We start from the raw sequence: 25402 nt of genomic DNA, 5'->3' as shown, positions 1-25402 counted from the left end.
CGTCACTCCGCCAGCGCGCGCACGCGGCGGCGGACGCCGAACCAGCCGGCGACCAGGACCAGCGCCAGCACCGGCAGGCTGTAGATCAGGATCCGGCCCGTGCTTCCGTTGAACCAGCTCATCGCGAGCACGAACAACAGGAACCCGAGCGTCACGTAGTTCGTGTACGGCGCGCCCGGCAGCCGGTACGACGGCCGCTCCAGCTCACCCCGCCGCGCCTTGCGGGTCATCGCCAGGTGGCAGATCACGATCATCGACCACATGCCGATGATGCCCAGCGCCGAGAACTCCAGCGCCACCTCGAACGCCTCGCCGGGCACCACGAGGTTCAGCACCACGCCCAGCGCGTAGACCGAGGCGGTCAGCAGCACGCCACCGTAGGGCACGCCGCTCCGGCTCATCCGCGCGGTGAACTTCGGCGCGGAACCGGCGACCGCCAGCGAGCGCAGGATCCGGCCGGTCGAGTACAGCCCGGAGTTCACACTGGACAGTGCGGCGGTGAGCACGATGAGGTCCATGATGCCGCCTGCGGCGGGCACGCCCAGCTTCGAGAAGAACGTGACGAACGGGCTTTCCCCGCTCTTGTACGAGGTCCACGGCAGCAGCATCACCAGCAGCACCACCGAACCCACGTAGAAGAGGCCGATCCGCCACGCCACGGAGTTCACGGCCTTCGGGATCACCTTGCGCGGTTCCGCCGTCTCGCCCGCGGTCACGCCGACCATCTCCAGGCCGGCGTAGGCGAACACGACACCCTGCAGGATCAGCAACGCGGGCAGCACGCCGGTCGGGAAGATGCCGCCGTGGTCGAACACGAGGCTCGGGCCCGTCGCCACCCCGTCGACGGGGTGACGGGTCACCAGCACCACGATGCCGACCACCATGAACGCCACCAGCGCCAGCACCTTGATGGCCGCGAACCAGAACTCCATCTCGCCGAACAGCTTCACCGACACCATGTTCACCGCGAGGATCGCGACCAGTGCGATCAGCGCGGGGATCCACTGCTGCAGGTTCGGCCAGAAGAACTGCGTGTACTTCGCGACCGCGGTGACGTCCGCGATGCCCGACGTGGCCCAGTTCAGGAAGTACATCCAGCCCGCGAAGAACGCCGCCTTCTCGCCCAGGAACTCCCGGGAGTACGAGACGAACGAGCCCGACGTCGGCCGGTGCATCACCAGCTCGCCCATGGCGCGCACCACGAAGAACGCGAACACCCCCGCCACCGCGTAGACGACCGCGAGCGCCGGGCCCGAGCTGTGCAGCCGGGAACCGGCGCCCAGGAACAGGCCGGTGCCGATGGCACCGCCGATCGCGATCATCTGCACCTGGCGGTTCTTGAGGCCGTGGTGGTATCCATCGTCCTCGCGGGCGAACCGGTTCGAGGCCGGTGCCGGAAGTTGAGTGACCATGGACAGCCATGGTGTGGGCGCGGTCACCGCGTTACAACGCCCTTGAGCAGGACTTGAGGTGGAGTTGATAGCTGCTTGATCGCCCGCCATAGTATGAGGCGTCACTTGAGGAGGACCGCCCGTGCGCTTTCTGTTGGTGGAGGACGACGGGCGGGTGGCCACCGCGGTGCGGTCGGCGCTGCACCGCCGCGGCGTCGAGGTCGAGTGGGCCGCCACGGGGCTCGAAGCCAAGGCTAAGTACTCCCACGCCGACGTGGTGCTGCTGGACCTCGGGCTGCCCGACCTGGACGGGATCGAGCTGTGCGAGCTGATCCGCCGGGGCAGCGACGCCGCGATCATCGTGGTTTCCGCGCGTGGTCAGGTGGACGACCGGATCGCGGGACTGCGCGCGGGCGCCGACGACTACCTCGTCAAACCGTTCCACGTGGACGAACTGCTCGCGCGGGTGCAGGCGGTGCTGCGGCGGCGCACGGCCCCCGCGCCGGAGCGGCCACGGACCATCCTCGTCGAGGACGTGCGCATCGACCCCGCCCGGTTCGAGGTCTCCGCGGGAGGGGAGGCGGTCGCCTTGTCCCGCAAGGAGTTCCAGCTGCTGTACAAGGTCGCGGTGGCGGCGGGTGACGTGTGCACGCGGCAGTCGCTGATCGCCGACATCTGGGGTGAGCCGTGGCCGGGGGCGAACCGGACCCTCGACGTCCACGTCGCGACGCTGCGGACCAAACTGGACCGTCCCGGGCTCATCGAAACCGTGCGCGGCGTGGGTTACCGGCTCGGCGGCCGGTTGCGCGAGGAGTGAGCCACTCCCGTGCGTTCCCGTTTGCTGCCCGTTGTCCTCGTGCTCGTCGTGCTCGTCCTGCTGGGGCTCGGCGTGCCGCTCGCGTCGAGTCTTTCGAGCAGTGCGCACCAGCAGATGTACCTCGACCGGCTCACGCTCACCGCGCGCCTGGCGTCCCTGGGGCAGCGCGCGCTGCTCGACGGCAGCGGCGGTGAGCTGGCCGCGACCCTCGACCGGTACCGCGAGGTCTACGACTTCACCTCCGCGGTGGTGAACCAGGACGGCCGTGCGCTGGCGCAGTCCTCGGTGCCCGTCTCGTTGCAGGACGACGACGTGCGCAACAGCGTCGCGGTCGCGCTCTCGGGGCGGGAACCGTTGCCCTCGGGCACGGTTTCGCCGTGGAACACCGCGCCGCTCGTGCTCGCCGAGCCCGTGCTGGTCGACGGCGAGGTGCGTGGCGCGGTGGTCACGGTGTCGCCGACGGACGGCCTGCGCTCGCACGTGCTGCTGCTGTGGGCGCTCGTCGCGGCGGGCGGACTGGCCGCGCTCGCGTTGGCGGTGCTGCTGTCCTTGCCTTTGGTGCGCTGGATCCTGCGCCCGATCGACCGTCTCGAACGCGCGGCGGAGGGGATGGCCGCGACGGCCACGGCAGGGGCGCCGTACGTGCCCGTGGCGGCGGAGGACAGTGGGCCGCCCGAGCTGCGCCGGCTGGCGCGGTCGTTCGACGAGATGGCGACCACGGTCAGCGAAGTCCTTGCGGCGCAACGCGCCTTCGTCGCCGACGCCTCGCACCAGCTGCGGAACCCGTTGACCGCCCTGTATGTCCGGTTGACCAGTTTGGACGGCACGGTGAGCGAGGAGGGCGCCGAGGACTACGCCGCCAGCGTCGACGAAGCGCGCCGCCTCAACGACGTCCTGGAGGAGCTGCTCACTCTCGCCAGAACGGAGGCGAGCCCGGTCAGCCCCGTGCCGACGGACGCCACCGCGGTGCTCGAAGACCGGGCCAGGGCGTGGGAAGCGGTCGCGGCGTCACGCGACATCGAGCTGCGGGCCGAGATCGAGCCCGGGCTGGTGGCCTCCGCGGTGCCGCGCGCGTTCGAGACCGTCATGGACGCCTTGCTGGACAACGCGGTCAAGTTCACCACCGGTCATGGGTCCACAGTGGAGCTTTCGGCCTGGAGCGAGGGCGAACAGGTGGTGCTGACGGTGCGCGACCACGGTCTCGGACTCGATCCGGCCGAGCTGGACCGTGCCACGAACCGGTTCTGGCGCAGCCCGCGGCACCAGAACGTGACGGGGTCCGGGCTGGGGCTGGCGATCGTGCACCGGGTGGTGGCGAGGTCGGGCGGCACCGTGCGACTGGACCTGCCGTCGGGCGGCGGGCTGCGGGTGACCGTCGAGTTCCCTCAGCTCGCGTAGTGCGCCGAGCGGTAGTAGTCGAGGGCGCCGGGGTGCAGGGGCACCGGCACGGTTTCGATCGCGGACCGCAGGTCGAGCGAGCGGGCGGACGGGTTGGCGGCGGCCAGGTCGGCCTGCGCCTCGAAGATGCCCCGCGCGAGCTCGTGGGCGACCTCGGCGGAGAGCCGGTCGGTGACCAGCAGGAAGTTCGGCAGCAGCAGGGTGACCACCGGTGAGGGCAGGCCGTAGCTGGACGCGGGCAGCGTGACCAGCCCGTACTCCGGGTACCGCGCGGACAGCCCGGGGAAGGTGTCGGACAGGTCGAGCAGGCGGACCGGGAGCTGCCGGGACAGCTGGGCCACCTGTTCGGTGGGCACGCCGCCGGACCAGAAGAACGCGTCGATCTCGCCGCGGGCGAGCGCGGCGGCGGACTGGTCGACCGAGAGGCGTTCGCGCCGCACGTCGGAGCCGCCGCCGAGGCCGGCGACGTCGAGCAGCCGGTCGGCGACGAGCTGCACGCCGGAGTCCGGCGGGCCGACGGACACGCGGAGCCCCCGCAGGTCGGCGAGGTGGACGGCGGGTGCGGACGCGGGGACGACCACCTGGATGTAGTCGTCGTGCATCCGGGCGAGCGCGCGCAGCCGGTTGCCGCCGGGCTGCGTGATGCGGTCCGCGGCCGCGTCGGCGGCGGAGAAACCGATGTCGGCGCGGCCGGTGAGCAACCGGTCGAGGTTCTCGACGGAGCCCGCGCTGGTGAGCACGGTGGGGGTGGGCATCCCGAGCTCGCGGGCCCACGACCGGGCGAGCGCGAGGCCGAGCTGGTGGTAGACGGCGCCCGCGCTGCCGGTGGTGAGGGTCAGCTTGGCGTCGGGCAGGTCGCTGCTGCAGGCGGTCAGCGCGCCCAGGGCCGCGAGCAGGCCGCCGCCCAGTACGAGCCGCCGTGTCAGGTCGACCTGCACCCGCCCTCCCGTCCTTTGACCGGACAGGGTAAGGGCATCGGCGCGGGAAGCCGGGAACCGGGGCCGTAATTGCCTGTTCTCCCCACGCTTTGCGCACGGAGGTCTCTGCCGGAAGGTTGGGCGGAATGTCTTTGTGATCCGGTTGCCGCTGGGCCAGGATGGGGGGCTGTGGAGACACGGGTGGCCGTCATCGGGGCCGGGCCCGCCGGGCTGGCTGTGGCGAACGTGCTGCTGCACCGGGGGATCGGCTGCGTGCTGCTGGAGGCGGAGAGCCGGGAGTTCATCGAGCAGCGGCCGCGCGCCGGGTTCGTTGAGGAGTGGGCCGTGCGCGGGCTGGAGGCGCGGGGGCTGGCGGACAAGCTGCTCGCCGTCGCCCCGCGGCATTCCACGTTCGAGTTCCGGTTCGAGGGCACGCGTCACCCGTTCGACTACACGGAACTGTCCGGGCAGCACCACTTCGTGTACCCGCAGCAAATACTGGTGACCGACCTGCTCGCCCAGTACCTCGACGGCGGCGGCGAGGCGGTGTTCGGCGTGCGGGACGTGGCGCTCGACGGGATCGAGTCGGAGCGCCCGGTGGTCACCTACCGCGACGCCGCCGGACTGCACGAGCTGGGGTGCGACTTCGTCGCGGGGTGCGACGGGGCGCAGGGCGTGACGCGGAAGTACGTCGGCGGAAGGACGTTCCGGCACGACTACGGCATCGGCTGGCTGGCGTTGCTCGCCGAGGCGCCCCCGAGCGCGGACGGTGTGCTGTTCGGCATCCACCCGCGCGGGTTCGCCGCGCACATGGCGCGCACGCCCGCGGTCACGCGGTTCTACCTGCAGGTTCCGCCCGGTGACGACGTGGACAACTGGTCACACGAACGCGTGTGGCACGAGTTGCACGCGCGGCTCGGCGTGCCCGGCGGGGCGATCACGGAGGGGCCGCTGGTCGAGAAGCGCGTGCTGGACATGCACAACTACGTGACCGAGCCGATGTCGCGGGGGCGGCTGTACCTGGCGGGGGAGTCGGCGCACCTGGTGGCGCCCATCGCGGCGAAGGGGCTGAACCTGGCGCTGAACGACGCGTTCCTCCTGACCGCGGCGATCGAGGCGCACTACGGTGGGGACGGCGAGCCGCTGGCGGCGTACTCGGCGACGTGCCTGAAGCGGGTGTGGCAGTACCAGGAGTTCTCGCAGTGGCTGTCGGACATCTTCCACAGCTCGACGCTGGACCCGCCGTCGGACCCGTTCCGCGCGCGCCTCGCGCAGGCCCGCCTGCGCCGCCTGCTGCACTCCCGCCCGGCGGCCACGGCGTTCGCCGAGATCTACATCGGCAAGGCGGCGGATTTCTGAGCACGCCGATTCCCTCGGCGTCCCGTTTTGTCGGACCCTGCCGGTAGTCTCCCCACGAACGGAAGGAGGCGCATGGTCCTGCGCATCGGGGTGCTGGGAGCCGCGACGATCGCGCCCGCGGCGGTGGTCCGGCCTGCGGTCCGCGAGGCGGACGTGGAGGTCACCGCGGTCGCCGCGCGGGATGTCGCGCGGGCGCGCGCCTTCGCGGGCAAGCACGGCATCCCCACCGTTCACGGCAGCTACGCCGCGCTCCTCTCGGACCCGGACGTCGACGCCGTCTACAACCCGCTCCCCAACGGGCTCCACGGCCGCTGGACGCTCGCCGCCCTCGAAGCCGGCAAGCACGTCCTCTGCGAGAAACCCTTCGCCGCCAACGCCGAAGAGGCCGAGGCCATCGCGGCGCGCACCAACGGACTCGTGGTCATGGAGGCGTTCCACTACCGCTATCACCCGCTCGTGGGACGGATGCTGCGTCTCCTCCCCGAACTGGGCGAGATCCGCCGCATCGACACGTGGTTCTCGTTCCCCCTGCTGCCGAAGAACAACATCCGCTGGGACCTGCGCCTCGCGGGCGGCGCCACGATGGACGCCGGCTGCTACGCCGTCCACCTCCTGCGCACGCTCGCCGGCGCCGAGCCCGAAGTGCGGCAGGCGAAGGCGAAGCTCCGGTTCCCCGGCGTGGACCGCTCGATGCACGCCGAGTTCCTGTTTCCAGACGGGCGCGAGGGGTCCATCAGCGTTTCCTTGCTCTCACACCGCCTGCTGACCGCCGGCGCGCGCGTGCTCGGTTCCCGCGGCGAGATGCGCGTGCTCAACCCCTTCATGCCCCAGGTCGCGCACAGACTCACGGTGCGCACCGGTGGCACGCGTCGCGTGGAATCGGTGCCACGACAGCCTTCCACGTACACCGCGCAGCTCCGCGCGTTCGCCGGAGCCGTGCTGCGTGGCGAGCCGTATCCCACCGGAGTGGACGACGCGGTGGCCAACATGCGTGTGCTCGACGCCTGTTACGCGGCCGCCGGGCTGCCCCGTCGGGAGCCGACGCCGGCATGAAAGCGTTCGTGGTCACCGCCCCCGGCGAAGCGGGCGTGCAGGAGGTCGAGCCGCCCGTCGCGCGGCCGGGCGAGGTCGTCGTCGACATCGCCCGCGTCGGCGTCTGCGGCACGGACGTCGAGTTCTTCACGGGCGAAATGCAGTACCTGCACGACGGCCACGCCCGCTACCCGCTGCGGCTCGGGCACGAGTGGGCCGGCACGGTGAGCGCGGCCGGCGACGGCGTCGACCAGGCCTGGCTCGGCAGGCGCGTCACGGGCGACACCATGCTGGGGTGCGGAAACTGCCTTCGCTGCGGTCGGGGGCAGCACCACGTGTGCGAGTTCCGCGAAGAGATCGGCATTCGCGGCGGACGGCCCGGCGCGCTGGCCGAACAACTGGCCGTACCCGTCACGGCGCTGCACGCCCTGCCCGACGACGTCGACGACACGCAGGGCGCGCTGGTCGAGCCGGGCGGCAACGCGCTGCGAGCCGTGCGGGCCGCGGCGCTCGCGCCCGGTGACCGGGTGCTGATCCTCGGCCCCGGCACCATCGGCCTGCTCGCCGCCCTGTTCGCCCGCGCCGCCGGCGCCGAGGTGCACTTGGCCGGCCTGCCGGGCGCGGAGAACTTCCCGCGCGCACTGGGTTTCCAGCACGTCTGGACAGCGGATTCGGTTCCGCCGCTGCCGTTCGACGCCGTCATCGACGCCTCCAACTCGCCCGGGCTGCCCGCGAAAGCCGTGGAGCTCGTCGAACCGGGCAAGCGTGTCGTCTACATCGGACTCTCCGGCAGCCCGAGTCTCGTCGACACGCGGAAACTGGCGCTGAAGGACGTCACCGCGGTCGGGGTGCTGAGCGGCTCACCGGGCCTGAGCGGAGCGATCGAGCAGTACGCGTCGGGGGCGGTCGACCCGCGCCCGCTGGTGGCCGCCACCGTGGGGCTCCACGAGGTTTCCGAGGTACTGGCCGGGGTGCGGATCGGCCCCGGCCCGAAGATCCACGTCGATCCACGCGAGGGGGACCAGTGATCAAGACGGCGATCGTCGGCACGGGCATGATCGCGGGCGTGCACCGCCGTGCCGCACTGCTCAATGGCGCGACCGTGACGGGCGTGCTCGGCTCACGGCCGGAACGGTCCGGGCAGGTGGCGGCGGAGTGGGGTGTGCGGGCCTTCCGGTCCTGTCAGGAGCTGGTGGAGTCCGATGTGGACGTTGTGCACGTCTGTTCGCCCAACGCGACGCACGCCGAGTATGCGATCGCGGCGCTGGAGGCGGGCAAGCACGTGGTGTGCGAGAAACCGCTGGGGCTCACGGTCGAGGAGGCCGAGCGGATGCTCGCGGCGGCCCGCGATTCGGGCCGGGTCGCCACCGTGCCGTTCGTCTACCGCTTCCACCCCGTCGTGCGGGAGATCCGCGCGCGCCGGATCGCGGGCGAGTTCGGTGACTGGAACCTGCTGCACGGCAGCTACCTGCAGGACTGGCTGCTCTCGCCGGACGCCGCCAACTGGCGCGTCGACGCGGCCGCGGGCGGGCGGTCGCGTGCGTTCGCCGACGTCGGTTCGCACTGGTGCGACCTCGTGGAGTGGGTGAGCGGGGAGCGCCTGGCGGAGCTGACCGCCACCACGTCGATCGCGTACCCCGAGCGGCCCACGGGTTCCGTCGCCGCGTTCGCGCAGGGCGGCGCCACCGGTCCGCTGGCCCCGGTCGGCACGGAGGACAGCGCGCTGCTGCTGTTCCGCACCGAGCGCGGAGTTTCCGGCAGCGCAACGATTTCCCAGGTGGCCGCGGGTCGCAAGAACCGGTTGTGGTTCGAGCTCGACGGTTCGCTCGGTAGCGCGGTGTTCGACCAGGAGCAGCCGGAACAGGCGTGGCTCGGCCGGGAAAGCGGGTCCCAGCTGGTCGTGCGCGACCCGCGGACGCCGTATCCCGACGCGGCCCGGCTGTCGTCACTGCCCGCCGGGCACGCGCAGGGGTACGCGCAGTGCTTCGAAAGTTTCGTCGCCGACACGTATGCCGCGATGCGCGGGGAGGAGCCCGAGGGGTTGCCCACGTTCGCCGACGGGCTGCGCTCGGTGCGGATCGTCGACGCGGTGCTGCGGTCGGCGAAAAGCAGGCGATGGGAGGACGTGTGATGGGCAAACGCGTTGTGATCTGCTGCGACGGCACGTGGAACTCGCTGAAGCAGCCCGCGACCACCAACGTCGTGAAGATCGCCCAGGGCGTCGCGAAGCGCGACGACCAGCTCGTCCACTACCACGAGGGCGTCGGCACCAGGCCCTTCGAGCGCGTGCTCGGCGGCGCGTTCGGGTTCGGGCTGTCGCGCAACGTCCGTGACGCGTACCGGTTTCTCGTCGAGCACTACGAGCCGGGGGACGAGCTGTTCTTCTTCGGGTTCAGCCGCGGCGCGTACACCGCCCGCAGCACGGTCGGTTTCGTGCGCAACTGCGGAATCCTGCGGCGGGACGAGATCGGCCGCGTCGACGAGGCGTACCGGCTGTACCGCGACTCGGACCCGCGCACGCACCCCGTCGCCACGCGGGCGGCGGAGTTCCGCCGGGCGTACGCGTGCGAGGAAGTGACGCCGGTCCGGTTCGTCGGAGTGTGGGACACGGTCGGCGCGCTGGGCATCCCGCTCAGCGGGTTCCGGTTCCTCAACCGGCGGTGCCAGTTCCACGACACGAAGCTCACCGGCACGGTCGCCGCGGCGTGCCAGGCACTCGCGGTCGACGAGCGGCGCGGCCCGTTCCGCCCGACGATCTGGGAGTCCGACGACGCGCCGCACCAGCTGCGCGAGCAGACGTGGTTCGTGGGCTCGCATTCCGACGTCGGCGGTGGTTACCCGGACCCGTGCCTGGCGTCGATCAGTCTACTGTGGATGGCCGAGCGGGCGCGCCGGAGCGGGCTGGTGTTCGAGCCGGACGCGTTCGCCGGGCTGGAGGTGGTCGAGGCTCCGGTGCACGACTCGCGCACGTCCTTCTACAAGCTCCTGCGTGCGTACGAGCGGCAGCTCGGCGTCGTCGACCCGGGGCACGAGGAGGTCGCGCCGGAGGCGGTGGCCCGGCTGGGCAGCGATCCGTCGTACGCGCCACGGAACCTCAAGGAGTTCCTGGCGAAGCGGGCAGAGGGGAGTGGGCATGTCGGTGCGCCAGGAGGTGCGTGACCGGATCCTGGTGGTGCACATCGAAAGGGAGGCGAAGCGCAACGCGATCGACGTCGAGACGGCGCTGGGCATCGACGCGGCGCTGAACCGGCTCGACGACGACCCGGAGCTGTGGGTCGGCGTGCTCACCGGCACGCGCACGGTGTTCTCCGCGGGCACGGATCTCAAGGACGGCCTGGACTTCCGCACCGAACGCGGCGGCGAGTACGGCGTGATCCGGCGCCGGCGCGTCAAACCGCTCGTCGCGGCGGTGGAGGGGGTGGCGTTCGGCGGCGGGTTCGAGATCGCGCTGGCGTGCGACCTCGTCGTGGCGTCGGCCGGCGCGCGGTTCGCGTTGCCGGAGACGTTGCGTGGTCTGGTGCCGACCAGCGGGGCACTGTTCCGGGTCATCCGGGCGCTGCCGTTGCACGTGGCGAAAGAGCTGTTGATCACCGGTGCCGAGCTGAGCGCGGAACAGGCGCGGCAGTTCGGATTCGTCAACCGCGTCACCGAGGCCGGTCAGGCGCTGGAGGGCGCGCTCGCGGTCGCCGAGGAGATCTGCGCGTCCTCGCCGGTCGCAGTGCGGGCGGTGCTCGACGCCGTGGCCGCGCAGCTGGCCGACGACGACCGGAGGGGGTGGGAGGAGACCGCGCGGGCGATGGAGACCATCCGCGGCTCGGCGGACAGCCGGGAGGGCATCGCCGCCTTCTTCGAGCGGCGGGAGCCGCGCTGGACGGGACGGTAGGCGCTCACACCCTCGGGTGAAACGGGACCGTGGTGCGGAACGACCACGGGCCACCCTCGTAGTGCCACACATCCACTCCGGTCGCGATCGCCTCCCACGGTTCGAAGGCTTCTTCGAGGAGGGCCAGTGTGCGGCACCTTGTTCTGGACGGTCACGTGGGCGTGCAGGGGCTGGTTGTCCTGCGGGGTGAGCCAGGGTCGCCAGCGGCGGCGCAGGCGGTCGTGGAGGCGGTCGAGGCGGGGCGCGTGCACGCGGAGGGCGACGCCGCGGCCGAGGAACCGCGGGCCGTCGACGTGCAGCGGAAAGGGCGGAATGCCCGCCGCGGCGCGGATGTGGGCCACCACGGCGTCCTCGTGGGCGCCGGGCAGGGCGTGGAAGAGCGTGAGGTGCGCCCCGACGACCAGCCGGCCGGGCGGGAACCAGCGTTCCCGCAGCTCGTCCCACGCCGCCTGACTACGATCGTCGACGGCGAGCGTGAGCACGACAGGTGACACGGCCCCAGTATCAGCCCCGGGACGGCGGATGGCAGGGGTTCCGCGGCCGGAGGTGGCTGCCGTCCGGGGTGGCGCGAGGAGTTGAACCCGGGGTGGTGGGCTGGAGTGCCGGAGCCGGTGGCCGAGGGGCTGCGGCCGAGATGTCATCGCCGAGATGCCTGGGACCGGGTGCCGCAGCCGGGAAGCCGCCGTCGGGGCGCCGTCGAGGTGCCGCGACCGCATGCCGTCGGCGAGGTGCCCACCGCTGAAGGCGGCCGTCGAGGTACGGCCACCGAGGTGCCGCCGCTGAAGCTGGTCGTGGAGGTGCGGCCGTCGAGATGGCCGGGATCGGATGCCGCTGCCGAGGTGCCTGCCGCTGAAGGCGGCCGTGGAGGTGCGGCCGCCGAGATGGCCGGGGCCGGATGCCGCTGCCGAGGTGCCTGCCGCTGAAGGCGGCCGTGGAGGTGCGGCCGCCGAGATGGCCGGGGCCGGATGCCGCTGCCGAGGAACCTGCCGCTGAAGCCAGCCGTCGAGAAGCCGCCGTCGAGACGCTCGGATCGGAGCCGCTGCCGAGGTGTCGCGGTCGGACACCGCGGCCGGATGCTGCCGCCGACATGCCACTGCGGGAGTCGGTCACCGGAGTCCGCGCGACCCTGCCCTGCCGCCGTGCTCCGCCCCGAAGCCCGCCACCGAAGCCCCCGTCGTGCCCCCCGAAGCGCGCCGCCGAAGCCCGCCACCGAAGGCCGCCCCCGAAGCGCGCCCCCGAAGCGCCGCCGGGCCTCGCCACCGAAGCCCGCCGCCGAAGCCCGCCCCGAAGCCCGCCGCCGTGTCCCGCCGCCGTGTCCCGCCGCCGTGTCCCGCCGCCGAAGCCCGCCACTGTGCCCCGCCCCGAAGCCCGCCTCCGGAAATCCACTTGCCTCCCTTACCCACCCGAGTTACTTTCAACTCATGCGAGTATCCGTCGATCTCCAGCCCGAGCTCGGGCTCAGTGTCACCGAGGCGGCGCGGCGGGCGCAGATCGTCTCCACGACCATCGCCACCATCGCCGAGCTGGGGTACCGCAAGGCGACGTTCGCCCGGATCAAGGAGCGCGCCGGGCTGAGCAGTACGCGCATCATCGGCTACCACTTCGGCACCAAGGCCGGTCTGATCCAGGCCGTGGTCACCACCGTGCTCGGCATCAAGGAGAAGTTCCTCCTGGAACGCGCCGCCGGCACCACCGACCGCGCCGAGATGCTGCGCGCCCACATCGAGACCGAGGTCGCGTTCCTGCGTGACTGCCCCGAGTGCGTCCGCGTGCTGCGCGAGGTCACGGCCAACGCCGGCGACCCCGACGGCTGGCACCCCGCCGGGCCGATGCTCAAGGACCTCCAGGCCGGCCAGTTCGAACGCCTCCTGCGCCAGGGCCAGCAGGAGGGCGCCTTCGGCACCTTCTCGCCTCCCGTCATGGCCCGCACGATCGCCCAGGCCATCGACGGCGCCGCCGAGGCCTACGCCGCCGATCCGTCCCTCGACCTCGACGCCTACGCCGCCGAGCTGGTGACCCTGTTCGTGCGCGCCACCGCGCGTTGACGTGCTTTCCTCACGGTAACCAGCCGGCCATGCTGACGGCTCAGGCCGCGCAGCCCAGCTGTGCGGTCACCGCCGTGAGCGCCTGGCCCAGCGGCAGGTCCACCCGGACGGCGGCGTGCGCGTCCCCACGGGTGTGGCCCTGGTTGACGATCAGCACGGGCTTGCCGGACTTCGCCGCGTGGCGCACGAACCTCAGGCCCGACATGACGGTCAGCGAGGAACCGAGCACCAGCACCGCGTTCGCCTCGTCCACCAGGCGGTAACACTCCTCGACGCGCGGGCGCGGCACGTTCTCGCCGAAGAACACCACGTCCGGCTTCAACACGCCGCCGCAGCCCACGCACGGAACCAGCCGGAACTCGCGCACCACCTCGTCGGGCAGTTCGACGTCACCGTCCGGGTTGATCCGCGTGACCTCCGCGGTGAACGACGGGTTCGCCTCCCGCAGCCGCCGGTCGAGGACCTCGCGGGCACTCGTGCCGCGGCAGCCCAGGCACACCACGCGGTCGAGACTGCCGTGCAGCTCCACGACGTCCGGCGCGCCCGCGGCCTGGTGCAGCCCGTCGACGTTCTGCGTGATGATCCCCGACAAATGCCCGTTCGCGTGCAGCGCCGCGACCGCGTGGTGCCCCGCGTTCGGCCTCGCCCGTGCGATCGTCCGCCAGCCCACGTGGCTGCGGGCCCAGTACCGGCGCCTGCCCGCCTCGCTGCCGGCGAACTCCTGGTACGTCATCGGCGTGTGCCGTCGCAGGCTGCCTTCGGCGCCGCGGTAGTCCGGAATCCCGGACTCCGTGGACAGCCCGGCGCCGCTGAGCACCACGACCCCGCCTTCGCCCAGCACGCGCACGACCTCGCTCAGGTCGGTGGTGCGCGGCGCGGGCTCGCCGGCGGGCGTCCAGGTCAGGGTCGGTCTCGTCCGCACCCGTCCAGCTTACGGCGCTCAGCCGAGCAGAACGTTCTTGTAGAAGACGTTCGCGTACCGGTCGACGCCGTCTCGCGAGCCGAAGCCGAGGAACAGCCGCGTCTCACCCGCGGCGGTCCGGTAGATCGCCATCCCTTCGGGCTCCCGGTAGGTCAGCGTCGAACCGGCCTTCGTCAGCGCGCGGCCGGCGACCGTGCCGGTGTTCAGGTCGATCCGCGTCACGTACGAGTCGATGTCGGCCGGGTCGTCGTGGCCGGTGCCGTCGAGGGTGTAGAGGTACTGGCCGAACACCGTGTAGCCCTGGAACGTCGGAGCCGGGTCGCTCAGCGCCGGCTGCGGGAAGTGGGCCAGCGGCGCCGAGAAGTCGCCCGCCGCCGCGTCGGCCAGTGAGTACAGGCTGAACCACATCCTGCCGCCCTCGTTGCGGCGCACCAGGATCCGCTCGTACACCGGGTCGGTGGCGCAGGTGATGGTCTTGCTGCCGGTGAGGAACTTCCTGACCGACGGCGTGCCGCCGCTGGCGAACTTGAACCGCGCGAGCGCCGTGCCGCGCCCGTCGGTGCCCGTGCTGTCCGAGTCGCACTCCATCCAGATGTAGGACGCCGTGCCGACGGGTTCGACGCCGATGGACACGCCGTGACCCGCGCCGTCGAGGTGCATCCAGCCTTCGAGCTCGCCGGAGAAGCTGACCTGGTTGACGCACAGGTCGTCGCCGGACGTGCCGTTCTGCGCCTGCACGATGAACAGCCTGCGGTTGACGTTGTCGAAGGCGAAGCCCTGCATCACGTGGTGCGACTCGTGCAGCATCGCGCCGCGGAACAGGTCGTACGAGGGCTGCGTGAGGTCGAAGTACGAGGAGGCCGGAACGGTCGCGGCGGCCGTGCCGGTGGCCAGCACGCCCGCGCCCAGCAGGACCGCGGTGGTGGCGCCGGCCCGCAGGAGCGTACGGCGGGAGAGGGGTTCGGACATGCCCCCAGCGTGCGCCGCGCCCGTACAAGGGCCGTACAAGCTCAGCCGTGCACGGGCATGGACTCGCCGGTGACGCGAGGACGTTCGGGTGGCGGCGGCAGGACGATGTCGGCCCAGACGAGCGCACCTTCGGTGCGACGGCGCACGCCCCAGTTCCCGGCCAGCGCGCTGAGCAGCTTGCCGGACTTGCCCAGGTCTTCGGCGAGCGCGGCCGGGCTTTCGGCCTCGGCGCGCAGGGTTCCGTCGCTCATTCGCACCAGCCGCACCCGGAACGCCCGCCGGTCCGCGAGCCACGCGATGGTGGCGACCTCGTTGACCACGAGCAGGGCGTCGACCAGGTCCTTCTCGGGCGCGCCCGTGAGCAGGGCCTGGGTGTGCCTGCGCAGCACGGCGAGGTCCTGCGGGCCGGCCAGCACGATCGCGACCTGCCGCGGAGGGCTGGAGAATGTTGTTGCCATGGAGCTGCCTCCGCTGGGTGCTCAACGTAGGAGCCTGGGGAGTACCCCCGCTCGTTCCGGTGAAACCACCAGGTGAAGCCCGTCACCGCACGTCCACTGTGGATCTTGTTCGCCGTGCGCCGGCCGCGGGTACGGGGGACAATATCGACATGGCAGTTGGGGAGAAGTCCGCGCAGGAGCCGACGCCCGTCTTCGACGCGGTGCTGGCGAGCGTGCAGGCGGCCGTCCAAGCGCAGGGGCAGGTCGACGGCGAGGCCGAGAGCCTGGGCCACACCGAGGTCGCGGCAACGGTCTGACCTGGGCCGACGGGGGTCGGGTCCAGTCGGCGAGGGGGCGCGCGGCTGCTTTTCGGCGCAGTCGCGGCCGCGGTGTGCCGTGCCCGCGAAACGTCAGTGACGCCGTCAGCGAGTACTCGACGCACAGGACAGGAAGCGCCGGACGGGAAGTGCTCAGGCCGCCGGGACCCGGGGCGGGGCGACGGAACGGATGCTGGCCAGCACGGATGTCAGGCTGGGGAGCCAGCGCTGGCGCGGGTCCGGCGGCACGATCCAGTGGGTCAGGTCGCGCGGGCTGCGCTCGTCGGGCAGCCGGATCGGCGTGCCCGCGGTCAGGACGCGGACTCCGCCGGGCAGGGACTCCTCGCCGGGGGCGAGCATGTCCGCCTCCACGAGGAGCACGACGACGCTGCCGCGCTTGGTCAGCACACACACCGCGGGGCCCTCGCAGCCCTGCCGCGCCACCGCCGCCAGCACGCGGTCGGCCAGCGCGCGCGGCACCGCCACGGCACCGATGCCGGAGCCGGTCACAAGTTGGAGTGCGTTCTCGTGCCAGCGGACCGGCCAGCCGAACACCCGCCGGTACTCCACGCCGTGGCCCGCGCCGGGCTCGAGTTCCTGCTGCACGCTCATCAGATACCTCCCGGCCCGCGACGCTGGATCGACCTGTTCACATCGTAACGGCACTGAGTGCCCTTAGCAACAGCGCCTGCTAGTTTCGAGGCATGTCCGTCGAGTCCCGGCAGCCGCCGCGAACCCGGGCCGGCCGCACCACGGCCGGCCGTCGCCGCCTGCGGCACGCGCTGACCGTCGCGGCCATCGACCTGTTCCTCGCGCAGGGCTACGACACCACGACGGTCGACGAGATCGCGGCCGCGGCCGGGGTCGGCCGCCGCACGTTCTTCCGCTACTTCCGGTCCAAGGAGGACGCGATCTTCCCGGACCACGAGGAGGTGCTGCGCGACATCGAGCGCTCGCTCGCCACCGCCGTGCCGGCGCAGGACCCCGTCGCGGTCGCGTGCACGGCCGTCGGCCTCGTGCTCGACCAGTACCTCGCCGACCCCGACGTGTCGGTGAAACGCTTTGCGCTCACCAGAACCGTGGCCTCGCTGCGCGACCGCGAGGTCGCCACCGTCGACCGGTACCAGCGAGTGTTCGCCCGGTACCTGCGCGAGCGGTTCGAGGCCGCCGGGGACCCGATGGCGGGGCTGCGCGCGTCCGTCGCGGCCGCGGCCGTCGCCGCCGCGCACAACCACGTGCTGCGCCAGTGGCTGCGCAGCGGCGGCCAGGACGACGTGCACGCCCACGCCAGGGAGGCCTTCCAGCTCGTGGTCGAGGCGTTCTCCGCGCCCGCCCGGCCCGGCGGCGAGGCCAAGACGGTGGTCGCGGTGCTGGACGCGTCCGCGCCCATGTCGGAGGTCGTGCGGCAGCTGTCGGAGGCGCTGCGCCCGGCCGACTGAGCAGTGGCACTGAGTGCCCTTAGCGGAAGGAACGCCTGTGCTCGACCTGCTCCTCGAGAACGCGACCGTGCTCACGATGGACCCCGCGCGCCCGCTCGCCTCGCGGATCGGCGTGTGGGGCGGCCGCGTCGTCGGCGTCGACGAGGAGGTCGACGGGCTGTCCGCCCGGCGCACGCTGAACGCCGGGGGCGCGACCGTGCTGCCGGGTTTCGTCGACGCGCACACGCACATGGTCTGGGCCGGGATGACCCTCGGCGGTACCGACCTCACCGGGCTGCGGGACCGCGCGCAGGTGCTCGAAATCCTGCGGCGCGCGTGCGAGAGCGCGGAGCCCGGCGACTGGGTCGAAGTCACCGGATACGACCAGCGCCCTCTCGGCGGGCACCTCAAGCGAGCCGAACTGGACGCCGTCTCGGGTGGGCGAAGGCTATGGCTGCAGCACACCTCCGGGCACGCCGCGGTGGTCAACAGTGCGGTGCTGCAAGGGATTGCGCTCGCCGAACTGGGCGCCGACGTCGGCTACGACGACGGTGAGCCGAACGGCCTGATGCTCGAACGCGCGCAGATCGCGGTGCGCCGGGCGCGGCTGCCGTACCGGCTGGACGAGCTCGTCGCGGCCATCGAGCGCGCCGGAAAGGCGTGCCTGGCGCAGGGCGTCACCGCGTGCGCGGAGGCCGGCATCGGGGGTGGTCTGATCGCGACCCCGCCCGTGGAGGTGGCGGCGTACCAGGCGGCGCGCGAGTCGGGGCGGTTGCCGGTGCGGATGCAGCTGATGGTCGCCTCCGACGCGCTGCGTGACCTGGCGGGACATCCGGAAGACGGCATCACCCGGGGCGTCGACCTCGGCCTGCGGTCGGGTTTCGGCGACGAGACGCTGTCGATCGGCGCGCTGAAACTGTGGCTCGACGGCGGCATGATGGCGCGCACCGCCGCGCTCACCGCGCCCTATGTGGACAGTGCCGAATCCGGTGAGCTGCAGGAGGATCCCGCGTTGCTGCGGCGGATCATCCTCGACGGGCACACCGCGGGCTGGCAGCTCGCGGTGCACGCGATCGGCGACCGCGCACTGGATCTGGCGCTCGACGCGATCGGCGAGGCACAGGCGAAGGCGCCGCGACCGGACGCGCGCCACCGGATCGAGCACTGTGGACTCGTGCGGCCGGACCAGCTGCCGCGACTGGCCGAGCTCGGGCTCACCGCCGTGCTCCAGCCGGAGTTCCTGTGGGACAACGGTGACGACTACTCCGACATCCTCGGGCCGGAGCGCGCGAACTGGTTGTACCGGGGCCGCGCGCTGCTCGACGCCGGGGTCGCCGTTGCGTCCAGTTCGGATCGTCCGGTGGTGACCGGGGCGCCGCTGCGGGCGGTGCAGTTCATGGTGGAGCGGCGGTCGAACTCCGGTCGCGTCGTCGGCCCCGAGGAGGGGATCACGGTTGGGGAAGCGCTTTCCGCGGCGACGATCGGGGCGGCGCGTGCCTGTCGCCGGGAACACCTGGACGGCAGCGTGACCCGGGGCAGGCTCGCCGATTTCGCCGTGCTGGAAGGGAATCCGCTCGAAGTGCCGACACCGGAGCTGGCCGGAACCGGTGTCCGCGCGACGATCCTCGGTGGCGAGGTGGTCTACGGCGAGCTGTGACGCGGCCGCCACGGGATCTGCGCGGACGTGCGGCGCTGGTAGTCGGCGTACTCCGGGTAGCGGCTCAGGCTGATGCTTTCGGTGAACCGCGTGGAGCCGAGGAACAACAGGGTCAGCAGCACCGCCCCGGCCACCGTCCACTGCCACGGCGAACGCGCGGCGGCCGCGCCGAAGCCGAACACCACCCACCACTGCGCCTGCTCGAAGAAGAAGTTGGGGTGGCGCGAGTAGCGGAACAGCCCGGTCTGCACGAACCGCCGTGCCGGCTCGCGCCCGGCGGCCAGCTCCGCGTGCTTGTGCCGCTGGAAGTTCCACTGCTGCTGGTCGGCGATCGTCTCACCGGCCAGCAGGGCCAGGAACACCACGGTGAGCACGACGTCCGCGATCCCGAACGGAGTCCGGTGCCGCAGCGCGGTGTACGCGGGCAGGGAGATCAGCAGCAGGATCACGTTCTGGTAGAGCGAAATGAACGCGAAGTTGAACACCTGGAACTGCCACGGCCGCATGCGCTCCCGCAGGATCGCCCACCGGTAGTCCTCGCCGCCGGGCGCGTACCCACCCTTGCGGGCGAAGTTGAACGTCAGCCGCGCGCCCCACAACGCCACCAGCACCAGCAGCACGTCCAGCCGCGCGTCGGCGAAACCCGCTCCGGCCGCGAACACCGCGACGTACGCGATCGGGACCAGCGACCAGATCCGGTCCACCCACGAGTACTCGCGGGTGACCAACGAGAGCAGCCAGGTGACGAGCACGACCCCGGCGAAGATGCCCAGCGAGACGACCAGCACGGAATCACCTTACGTGCCGGCCGCGGCGCCGGCCGCTACGCTGGTGAAGGTGAGACGAGTCGGCGCGTTCGCACACGCGCGTGGGTTCGCGTCCCATGACCACCTCTGCTGGTCCTACCGCGACCGGCACGAGTTCCGCGCCCGTGCCCGCGAGTTCCTCGCCGACGGGCTGGCCGAGGGCCAGCGGGTCCACTACCTGACGGCCACCGAGGACGCGGGGCTGGGGCTCGACGGCGTCGAGGTCTCGCTGGTGCACGAGAACTACACGCCCGGTGCCGTGGTCGACCCGGCCGCGCAGGCCCGCAGCTACGCCGAGGCGACGGACCGGGCGCTGCGCGACGGGTTCACGGGGTTCCGCGTGGCCGCCGACGTCACCGGGCTGGTGCGCACGCCGACGCAGCTGGCGGCGTTCGGGCGGTACGAGCACCTGGCCGACCACGTCATGGCGACCCGGCCGTTCACCGCCATGTGCGCCTACGACCGCCGCGCGCTCGCCGAAGACGTGGTGACCCACCTGGCATCGCTGCACCCGGCGAGCAACGCCGAGCCGCCGTTCCGGCTCTACGCGTGCGGCACCGACGGCGTGTCGCTGGCCGGGGAGCTGGACCTCGCCGGGCGGACGCTGCTGTCGCTGGCGCTGGAGCGCGCCGACCTGTGTCCGGGGCAGCGCTCGCTGTACGTCGAGGCGTCCGGCGTGAGGTTCATCGACCACCGGGCGCTGGTCGCGCTGGCGGAGCACGCCCGCGGGCGCGGGTTCGACGAGGTCGTGCTGCGCACGGGGCTGCGGTCTCCGGCGCGGCTGGTCGAGCTGCTCGGCCTCGACGGAATCCGGGTCGAGGCGGGATGAGGACGGGAGCAGCCGCCGGTCACCGTGGTTACTACCACGAGGCCGTGTACTACTCCTCGGACAAGGCCCTGCTCGACACCGCCGTGCCGTTCCTGCTCGGCGGGATCGAGGCGGGGGAGCCGACGGTGGTGTCGCTCGGCGAGCGCAAGACCGCGCTGCTGCGGGAGCGGCTCGGCGACCTCGACGGGCTCGTGTACCAGGGCGGCGGCGCGGTGTACGCGCGCCCGGCCGTCGCGATCCGGGCCTACCGGGACCTGCTGACCGGTTTCGTGGCCGAGGGGGCCGCGCAGATCCGCGTCATCGGGGAGATCCCGCCGGAGGGCCTCGGCGCGACGTGGGACTGGTGGGCGCGCTACGAGGCGACGGTCAACGTGGCCTACCGCGAGTTCCCGCTGTGGAGCATGTGCATCTACGACACGCGCAGCACGCCGGCACACGTCCTCGACGACGTGGCGCGCACGCACCCCCGCCGCGCCGGCCCCGGCGGCGACCACCGGCCCAACCCCGACTACGTGGGTGCGGCGGGGTTCCTCAGCGCGCCCCGGGTGGTCGAGCCGGATCCGGTCGAGGCCACGCCGCCGCTGGTGGACGTGACCGGCGTGGCGCCGTCCGCGGCGCGGCGGGCGTTGCTGGGGGTGAACTCCGCCGGGGTGGGGCAGGACGACTTCGAGGACTTCCTGGTCGCCGTCAGCGAGGTGGTGACGAACGCCATCGAGCACGGCGCGCCGCCGGTGCGGATGCGCTGCTGGGCCACGGACGGCCGGCTGGTGGTCACGGTGACCGACCGCGGCCCGGGTCCGGCGGACCCGTTCGCGGGCCTGCTGCCGGCGGCGAAGGCCCCGAACGGCGGGCTGGGCCTGTGGCTCGCGCACCAGCTGTGCAACCACGTGGTCTTCGGACGGAACCAGGAAGGCGACTTCGTGGTGCGCCTCACCGCGGGGCGGCCACCGGTTTAGTCCTTTGTGGACCTACCGCCGAACCGAGTAGTCCAGCCACGTCCCCACTGGCTCGCGTTGGCCCACTCCGGGCTTTCCGTAGTCGCACACGCCCGTCGGGAAGGCCGACCGCAGCTGCCGCTTCTCCGCGTCGGTGAAGGTCACCGGGTAGTCGCGGAAGTCGAGCGGCTTCAGGCGGCACTTCAGCACGTCGATCGCGATGCTCTCGCCCGCCACCGTGCGCGGGTTACCCGCCACCGGGTACTGCGTCGCGCACGGGCCGCTGTCCAACGCCGCTCGTACGCGCTGGCCCGACAGGTAGCAGCCGTCGCCCAGGTCCGCCGGGCGGTTCGCGAGCACCTTCTGCGCCTGGCCGCGGTGCGAGTGATCCGCCTCGATCGCGGTCAGCCAGCGGTCCATCGCGGACAGTTCGTACCGGCTCGCCGCGACGGCGTCGGTCACCTGGTTCTCGATGATCACCTGGTTGGCCGCCGTCCCGTTCGCGTCGAGCAGCCGCTGCCGCAGCGCGAACGACCACTCCGTCGTATGGATGTTCGCGTCCCGGCCGGCGAAGTCCAGGTCCGTGCGCTGGTCGATGATCGGCGTCTCGCGCAGCCCCTGGCTTGCCGAGTTCAGCAGGTCGTCGGCATAGGTGGCAGAAAGCGCTTTCAGATCGGCCTCGGTCCGCTGAGAAACCGCTTTCCCGGTGTAGTCGATCCCGCCGATCGACGCGTTCAGCTGCGCGAACTGGGCGGGTGTGATCGCGCCGGACCGCAGTGCCGCGAGCCCGTACTGCACGCCCACGTTGTCCAGCGGGCTGCGCACGAACCCGGTCCGCGGGTCGCGGCCGAACTGGTTGACCAGCTGCTCGTTGGAATTGCAGATGACCCCGTGTGGATTGGTCACCGGATCCCAGCGCGCCGAGACGGGGATGGCCGGGTTGCAGCTGCCCGTCGCGGTCGCGCGGCTGGCGAACGTTTCCGTCCACGCCGTGCACGTGGAGTAGTCGTGGTACCCGGAGACGGCCTGCTTCTGCGCGGCGGTGAAGGACGCGCCGCCGAAGAACTGTTCCAGCAGCCGGCAGTCGCTCACCGGGCCGCCCGTGCTCAGCGGGTCGGGGAACGAGATGCCCGGAATGATGCCGTCCACGATGCCCGGATACGCCTCGGCGATGTCGTACTGCTGGATCCCGCCACCGGACCCGCCCCAGCCGATCGTGTGGGTGATCGGGCCGTAGGTCTCGGCGAAGTGCTCCTTGACCATCATCGCGGCCTCGGCGGAGATGACCGGGCTGCAGTTGTTGTCCAGCACGTTGAGGCTCGACGACGCGACCGCGTAGCCCTGCGACAGGAAGAGGTCTTCGAGCACTCCGCCGGTCGTGGCGCCCTGGTGGTAGCCAGCGTTGCAGCCGCCACCAAAGGTATAGACCAGTCGGCCGTTCCAGGACCGGTCGGGCGCGAACGGCGAGGGCTGCCCGTCGTACAGCGCGGCGATCTCGTACACCGCGCGGTCGATCGTGCCGCGCTCGACCCGCACGACGTACGGCACGCTGCGGCCGTTCACGGTCGTCGTGGCCAGGTCGGCCGGACGCGCGGCCGGGTCGGCGAGCGACGCGAACGCGCCCGCCGTGGTGCGGTACTGGTAGGTCACCTGGGTGGGCGCGCCGCACAGCGGTTGCTGCGCCGGAGGCAGGCCGTACGCCGTGGTCTCGCAGTAGAAGGGCTGCTGCTGCGGGCCGGAGAACACGGGCCCGGTGATGGGGTGGTTGGTGACGCGGAGCTTCGCCGAACGACCATGCGTGGTGGCGACGACGTCGTTGCGGCCGTCGCGCAGCCCGGTGACCAGCCCGAGGTAACTGCCGTCGGAGCGCCGGTGGAACTCGGGCGTGACGTCGCGGCCGTTCACGGTGACCCGCGCGGCGGTGTTGACCGACAGGAGCACCTGGCCGCCGCTGACGAACTCGGGCCGGGGGTTGGAGACGCTCGTCAGCACGGGCTGCGGGGCCGGGTCGGCGGCCGCGGTGAGCGGCACGACGGCGGGCGCGGCGAGCGCGGCCAGCAGGATCATCGAGCGCCAGGTACGTCTCGCCATGAGCACCCCACTGCGGCAAGGGCGCCACTACCCCGTGGCACCGGCGTCAGCCGGTATAGCACGGAAGTGGCCCGTGAGGCGAGGAATTCGGTGGAGGATCCGGGTTCGCGCAAGGCAGACTTCCGGCGTGACTCCCGAGGAATGGCTCGCTTTCGACGAGTCCGTGCGCCGGAAGGGGCTCCAGGACAGGGGCCTCCTCTTCGACGCGTGCTCGCCGAACGGCTACCGGCGGGAAGCCGCGGTGGCGCGGATCGGCGGCGACCGGTCCCTTCTGCCGCTGCTCGCGGTGCGGGCGGCGGGCTGGGTGCCGCAGGTCCGGGAGCGCTCCCGGCGGGAGTGCCTGAAGGTCCTGTTCCAGGACCCGATGGTCGCGCTCGACCTGTTCCCGCTGGCCGCCCTGCTGCGGCGCCGCCTGGACGGCGGTTGGCTCGCCGCGCAGCTGGAGGCGAGGATCGCCGCGCCGGAACTGCTGCCCCTGGCGCTCGCGTCCGAGGACCGGGTCGTCCGCCGCGCGGCGTACGCGTCCGGCCGCGCGAGCCACGAGCAGCTCAAGAAGGCCCTGCGCGACCCCGATCTGGGCATCCGGCTGCTCGCGGCGAACGCGCTCGTCGGCAGCACCGATCCCGAGGTGCGGGACCTCCTGCGCACCAGCGGTACCGGCGCGCTGCGGGCGCTGGGCATCCAGGGTGACCGCGACGCGGCCGTGGCCGCGCTGGCCGACCCCAGCTCGATCGTCCGGGCCAACGCGCAGTGGGTGCTGCGGCGCAACGGCGAGGACGCCGCGCCGCACTACCGGAAACGGCTGCCGGAACTCGGCGCCGTCGCCGGGCTGGGTGAGACGGGCACGGCATCGGATGTGCCGCTGCTACTGCCCGTGCTGGCCGACGAACGGCCGAAGGTGCGGGCGGAAGCGGCCAGGGCGCTGGCGCGGCTCGGCGAGCTGCGTGCACTGGTGCCGCTGCTGGAAGATCCCGCGCCGAGGGTCGTGCGGCGGGTCCGCCGGGCGTTGCGGACGGATCCTTACCTGGTCGACGAGGGCACGTTGCTGCGCCTGCTGGAGCGTGACCGCTCGCCGGTCCAGCGCGGCGCGGCGCATGCGTTGCTGTGCGCCCGGAACGACTGGACGCGGCTGGTCGTGGACCTGCGGCTGCTGACCGCTCCGGACGAGCCGTTGGCCGACGACGCCCGGGAGGACCTGGACAACTGGTTCCGGCACGAGAGCGCGCGGCTCTACCGCGGGCCGCGGGAGGACCAGGCCCGTGAACTGCGGCAACTGCTCACCCGCGCCGAATCGCGGATCGGGCCCCATCGGGCACGGGAGCTGCGCGCCCGTCTCTAGATCCGCCGCTGGGCGGCATACAGGCAGGCGGCGGTGATGAGCGTGAGCACGGTCGCCGCCGCCCAGGCCCACCACGCGGTCATGCTCACGGCGAGGTACACCTGCATCCCGGCGGTGACGGCGAACACCAGTGCGCACAGCAGCCACCACCAGCGGCGGTTGCGCGCACCGGTGGCGCCGGAGTGGATGTGCACAACGCATCACCTCGGCCTCGGTCCCCACGGATGACCCACACCCGAACGAGGGCAGCCGCGGGTCCGAGCCACCGGTGGGGTCCTGCAGGGATATCGGCCCGGAGCCGGGGGACCGTTACGCGCTCAGCCGTCGGCGAGCGCGGCCTCGGCCGTCGGGTACAGCGCGAGCAGCTCGTCCAGGCCCGTCATCTGGAAGGCGCGCTGCGTCTCGCGGGCGGACGCGACGATGCGCAGCGACTCCCGCGACTCGACGCGTTCGTGGGCCGTGACCAGCGCCGCGAGCCCGGCCGAACCGAGGAAGTCGACCTTGGTCAGGTCCACCACGATCCGCCGCGGCGACCGCTCCAGCAGCTTCTGCAGGGACTCCGACAGCTGCGGCGACGTGAGCATGTCCAGGTCTCCGGCCACCGACAGCACCACGACGTCGGGCTCGGGCCAGTGCGTGGACAGGCTGAGCGAACCGGGGTGGGGAACAGGCGGCTGCGGCGTCACGCGGAGACCTCCCTGTGCCGGCGCCTCGCGGCGCACGTGGTGTCGGACCGGGCCAGGAAACGCAAGCGCGAGACACGCTCGAACCCACGCCTGACCCCCGTCTTTCCCGCGGAAAGACGTGCGGAACGGCTGTGGACTCAACCGTGGTAGTGCA

The 25402-nt window shown here is 72.2% G+C and carries 25 protein-coding genes and 1 pseudogene; 15 read left to right on the top strand and 11 right to left on the bottom strand.

Annotation, left to right across the window (positions count from 1 at the left end):
- Positions 1-2: 2 nt before the first annotated feature.
- Complete coding sequence (locus tag FHX82_RS13425; RefSeq protein WP_145937643.1) at positions 3-1412, bottom strand: amino acid permease; 1410 nt, start codon at positions 1410-1412, stop codon at positions 3-5.
- 121 nt (positions 1413-1533) lie between these two features.
- On the opposite strand from FHX82_RS13425, the gene FHX82_RS13420 reads away from it, so the two are divergent.
- A complete protein-coding gene (locus FHX82_RS13420) occupies positions 1534-2208 on the top strand; it encodes a response regulator transcription factor (RefSeq protein WP_145937644.1) in 675 nt (224 codons plus the stop codon).
- Positions 2209-2217: 9 nt separating this feature from the next.
- Entirely contained in the window at positions 2218-3606 is a 1389-nt protein-coding gene (locus FHX82_RS13415) for a sensor histidine kinase (RefSeq protein WP_145937645.1), read from the top strand.
- Here FHX82_RS13415 and FHX82_RS13410 read toward each other — a convergent pair.
- Positions 3594-4544, bottom strand: coding sequence for a TAXI family TRAP transporter solute-binding subunit (locus FHX82_RS13410; protein ID WP_229880866.1), 951 nt, complete (start codon positions 4542-4544; stop codon positions 3594-3596). The two genes, FHX82_RS13415 and FHX82_RS13410, sit on opposite strands and share 13 nt — an antisense overlap.
- A gap of 180 nt (positions 4545-4724) precedes the next feature.
- On the opposite strand from FHX82_RS13410, the gene FHX82_RS13405 reads away from it, so the two are divergent.
- The 6 genes from FHX82_RS13405 to FHX82_RS13380 all read left to right on the top strand — a co-directional run bounded on the left by FHX82_RS13405 (position 4725) and on the right by FHX82_RS13380 (position 10797).
- On the top strand, positions 4725-5882 hold the full coding sequence (locus tag FHX82_RS13405) for a 4-hydroxybenzoate 3-monooxygenase (RefSeq protein ID WP_229880864.1): 1158 nt from the start codon (positions 4725-4727) through the stop codon (positions 5880-5882).
- 72 nt (positions 5883-5954) lie between these two features.
- The gene (locus tag FHX82_RS13400) at positions 5955-6935 is read left to right on the top strand and encodes a Gfo/Idh/MocA family protein (protein ID WP_145937647.1); all 981 of its coding nucleotides are present in this window, start codon (positions 5955-5957) and stop codon (positions 6933-6935) included.
- Positions 6932-7942: a zinc-dependent alcohol dehydrogenase gene (locus FHX82_RS13395; protein WP_145937648.1), complete on the top strand. Its 1011-nt coding sequence runs from the start codon at positions 6932-6934 to the stop codon at positions 7940-7942. The genes FHX82_RS13400 and FHX82_RS13395 overlap by 4 nt, the downstream gene beginning before the upstream one ends.
- Positions 7939-9045, top strand: a complete 1107-nt coding sequence (locus tag FHX82_RS13390) for a Gfo/Idh/MocA family protein (RefSeq protein ID WP_229880861.1) — start codon at positions 7939-7941, stop codon at positions 9043-9045. The genes FHX82_RS13395 and FHX82_RS13390 overlap by 4 nt, the downstream gene beginning before the upstream one ends.
- Complete coding sequence (locus FHX82_RS13385) at positions 9045-10073, top strand: T6SS phospholipase effector Tle1-like catalytic domain-containing protein (RefSeq protein ID WP_145937649.1); 1029 nt, start codon at positions 9045-9047, stop codon at positions 10071-10073. Before FHX82_RS13390 ends, FHX82_RS13385 begins: the two co-directional genes overlap by 1 nt.
- A complete protein-coding gene (locus FHX82_RS13380; protein ID WP_145937650.1) occupies positions 10048-10797 on the top strand; it encodes an enoyl-CoA hydratase-related protein in 750 nt (249 codons plus the stop codon). Before FHX82_RS13385 ends, FHX82_RS13380 begins: the two co-directional genes overlap by 26 nt.
- A 188-nt stretch (positions 10798-10985) precedes the next feature.
- On the opposite strand, the pseudogene FHX82_RS13375 reads toward FHX82_RS13380, so the two are convergent.
- Positions 10986-11438, bottom strand: a pseudogene (locus FHX82_RS13375) (2'-5' RNA ligase family protein); the annotation flags it as partial.
- Between the two features lie 780 nt (positions 11439-12218).
- On the opposite strand from FHX82_RS13375, the gene FHX82_RS13370 reads away from it, so the two are divergent.
- Positions 12219-12842 (top strand): TetR family transcriptional regulator, encoded by a 624-nt coding sequence (locus FHX82_RS13370; protein WP_145937744.1) that lies wholly within the window; start codon positions 12219-12221, stop codon positions 12840-12842.
- Positions 12843-12882: 40 nt separating this feature from the next.
- Here FHX82_RS13370 and FHX82_RS13365 read toward each other — a convergent pair whose 3' ends face one another.
- Genes FHX82_RS13365 through FHX82_RS13355 form a run of 3 tightly spaced genes read right to left on the bottom strand, consistent with a single transcriptional unit; the run spans position 12883 to position 15191 of the window.
- Complete coding sequence (locus FHX82_RS13365; RefSeq protein WP_145937743.1) at positions 12883-13764, bottom strand: NAD-dependent protein deacetylase; 882 nt, start codon at positions 13762-13764, stop codon at positions 12883-12885.
- 18 nt (positions 13765-13782) lie between these two features.
- On the bottom strand, positions 13783-14733 hold the full coding sequence (locus FHX82_RS13360) for a phage baseplate protein (RefSeq protein ID WP_145937742.1): 951 nt from the start codon (positions 14731-14733) through the stop codon (positions 13783-13785).
- A gap of 41 nt (positions 14734-14774) precedes the next feature.
- Positions 14775-15191 (bottom strand): hypothetical protein, encoded by a 417-nt coding sequence (locus tag FHX82_RS13355; RefSeq protein ID WP_145937741.1) that lies wholly within the window; start codon positions 15189-15191, stop codon positions 14775-14777.
- Between the two features lie 149 nt (positions 15192-15340).
- Between FHX82_RS13355 and FHX82_RS13350 the strand changes: the two genes are divergently transcribed.
- Positions 15341-15487, top strand: a complete 147-nt coding sequence (locus FHX82_RS13350) for a hypothetical protein (RefSeq protein ID WP_183176624.1) — start codon at positions 15341-15343, stop codon at positions 15485-15487.
- Positions 15488-15640: 153 nt separating this feature from the next.
- On the opposite strand, the gene FHX82_RS13345 is transcribed toward FHX82_RS13350, so the two are convergent.
- A complete protein-coding gene (locus FHX82_RS13345; protein WP_145937740.1) occupies positions 15641-16099 on the bottom strand; it encodes a hypothetical protein in 459 nt (152 codons plus the stop codon).
- Between the two features lie 92 nt (positions 16100-16191).
- On the opposite strand from FHX82_RS13345, the gene FHX82_RS13340 reads away from it, so the two are divergent.
- A complete protein-coding gene (locus tag FHX82_RS13340) occupies positions 16192-16926 on the top strand; it encodes a TetR family transcriptional regulator (protein WP_145937739.1) in 735 nt (244 codons plus the stop codon).
- Positions 16927-16963: 37 nt separating this feature from the next.
- Complete coding sequence (locus tag FHX82_RS13335) at positions 16964-18562, top strand: amidohydrolase (RefSeq protein WP_229880858.1); 1599 nt, start codon at positions 16964-16966, stop codon at positions 18560-18562.
- Here the strand turns inward: FHX82_RS13335 and FHX82_RS13330 are convergent.
- The gene (locus FHX82_RS13330) at positions 18547-19350 is read right to left on the bottom strand and encodes a DUF1295 domain-containing protein (RefSeq protein WP_145937738.1); all 804 of its coding nucleotides are present in this window, start codon (positions 19348-19350) and stop codon (positions 18547-18549) included. The two genes, FHX82_RS13335 and FHX82_RS13330, sit on opposite strands and share 16 nt — an antisense overlap.
- A gap of 49 nt (positions 19351-19399) precedes the next feature.
- Between FHX82_RS13330 and FHX82_RS13325 the strand changes: the two genes are divergently transcribed.
- Positions 19400-20197 (top strand): MEDS and STAS domain-containing protein, encoded by a 798-nt coding sequence (locus FHX82_RS13325; protein WP_229880855.1) that lies wholly within the window; start codon positions 19400-19402, stop codon positions 20195-20197.
- Positions 20194-21153, top strand: coding sequence for an anti-sigma factor RsbA family regulatory protein (locus tag FHX82_RS13320; protein WP_145937737.1), 960 nt, complete (start codon positions 20194-20196; stop codon positions 21151-21153). Before FHX82_RS13325 ends, FHX82_RS13320 begins: the two co-directional genes overlap by 4 nt.
- Positions 21154-21165: 12 nt before the next feature.
- Here the strand turns inward: FHX82_RS13320 and FHX82_RS13315 are convergent, their stop codons facing one another.
- Positions 21166-23223, bottom strand: coding sequence for a DUF6351 family protein (locus tag FHX82_RS13315; RefSeq protein ID WP_145937736.1), 2058 nt, complete (start codon positions 23221-23223; stop codon positions 21166-21168).
- 127 nt (positions 23224-23350) lie between these two features.
- Here FHX82_RS13315 and FHX82_RS13310 point away from each other — a divergent pair, with 127 nt between their 5' ends.
- Entirely contained in the window at positions 23351-24562 is a 1212-nt protein-coding gene (locus tag FHX82_RS13310) for a HEAT repeat domain-containing protein (RefSeq protein ID WP_229880853.1), read from the top strand.
- Here FHX82_RS13310 and FHX82_RS13305 read toward each other — a convergent pair.
- The gene (locus FHX82_RS13305; protein ID WP_221216129.1) at positions 24559-24756 is read right to left on the bottom strand and encodes a hypothetical protein; all 198 of its coding nucleotides are present in this window, start codon (positions 24754-24756) and stop codon (positions 24559-24561) included. The two genes, FHX82_RS13310 and FHX82_RS13305, sit on opposite strands and share 4 nt — an antisense overlap.
- A 123-nt stretch (positions 24757-24879) precedes the next feature.
- The gene (locus tag FHX82_RS13300; protein WP_145937735.1) at positions 24880-25248 is read right to left on the bottom strand and encodes an STAS domain-containing protein; all 369 of its coding nucleotides are present in this window, start codon (positions 25246-25248) and stop codon (positions 24880-24882) included.
- Positions 25249-25402: the final 154 nt, after the last annotated feature.

Origin of the sequence: Amycolatopsis bartoniae (genome assembly GCF_014191255.1) — a bacterium.
Classification (GTDB): domain Bacteria; phylum Actinomycetota; class Actinomycetes; order Mycobacteriales; family Pseudonocardiaceae; genus Amycolatopsis_E; species Amycolatopsis_E bartoniae.
This window is presented reverse-complemented; position numbering and strand designations above follow the sequence as displayed.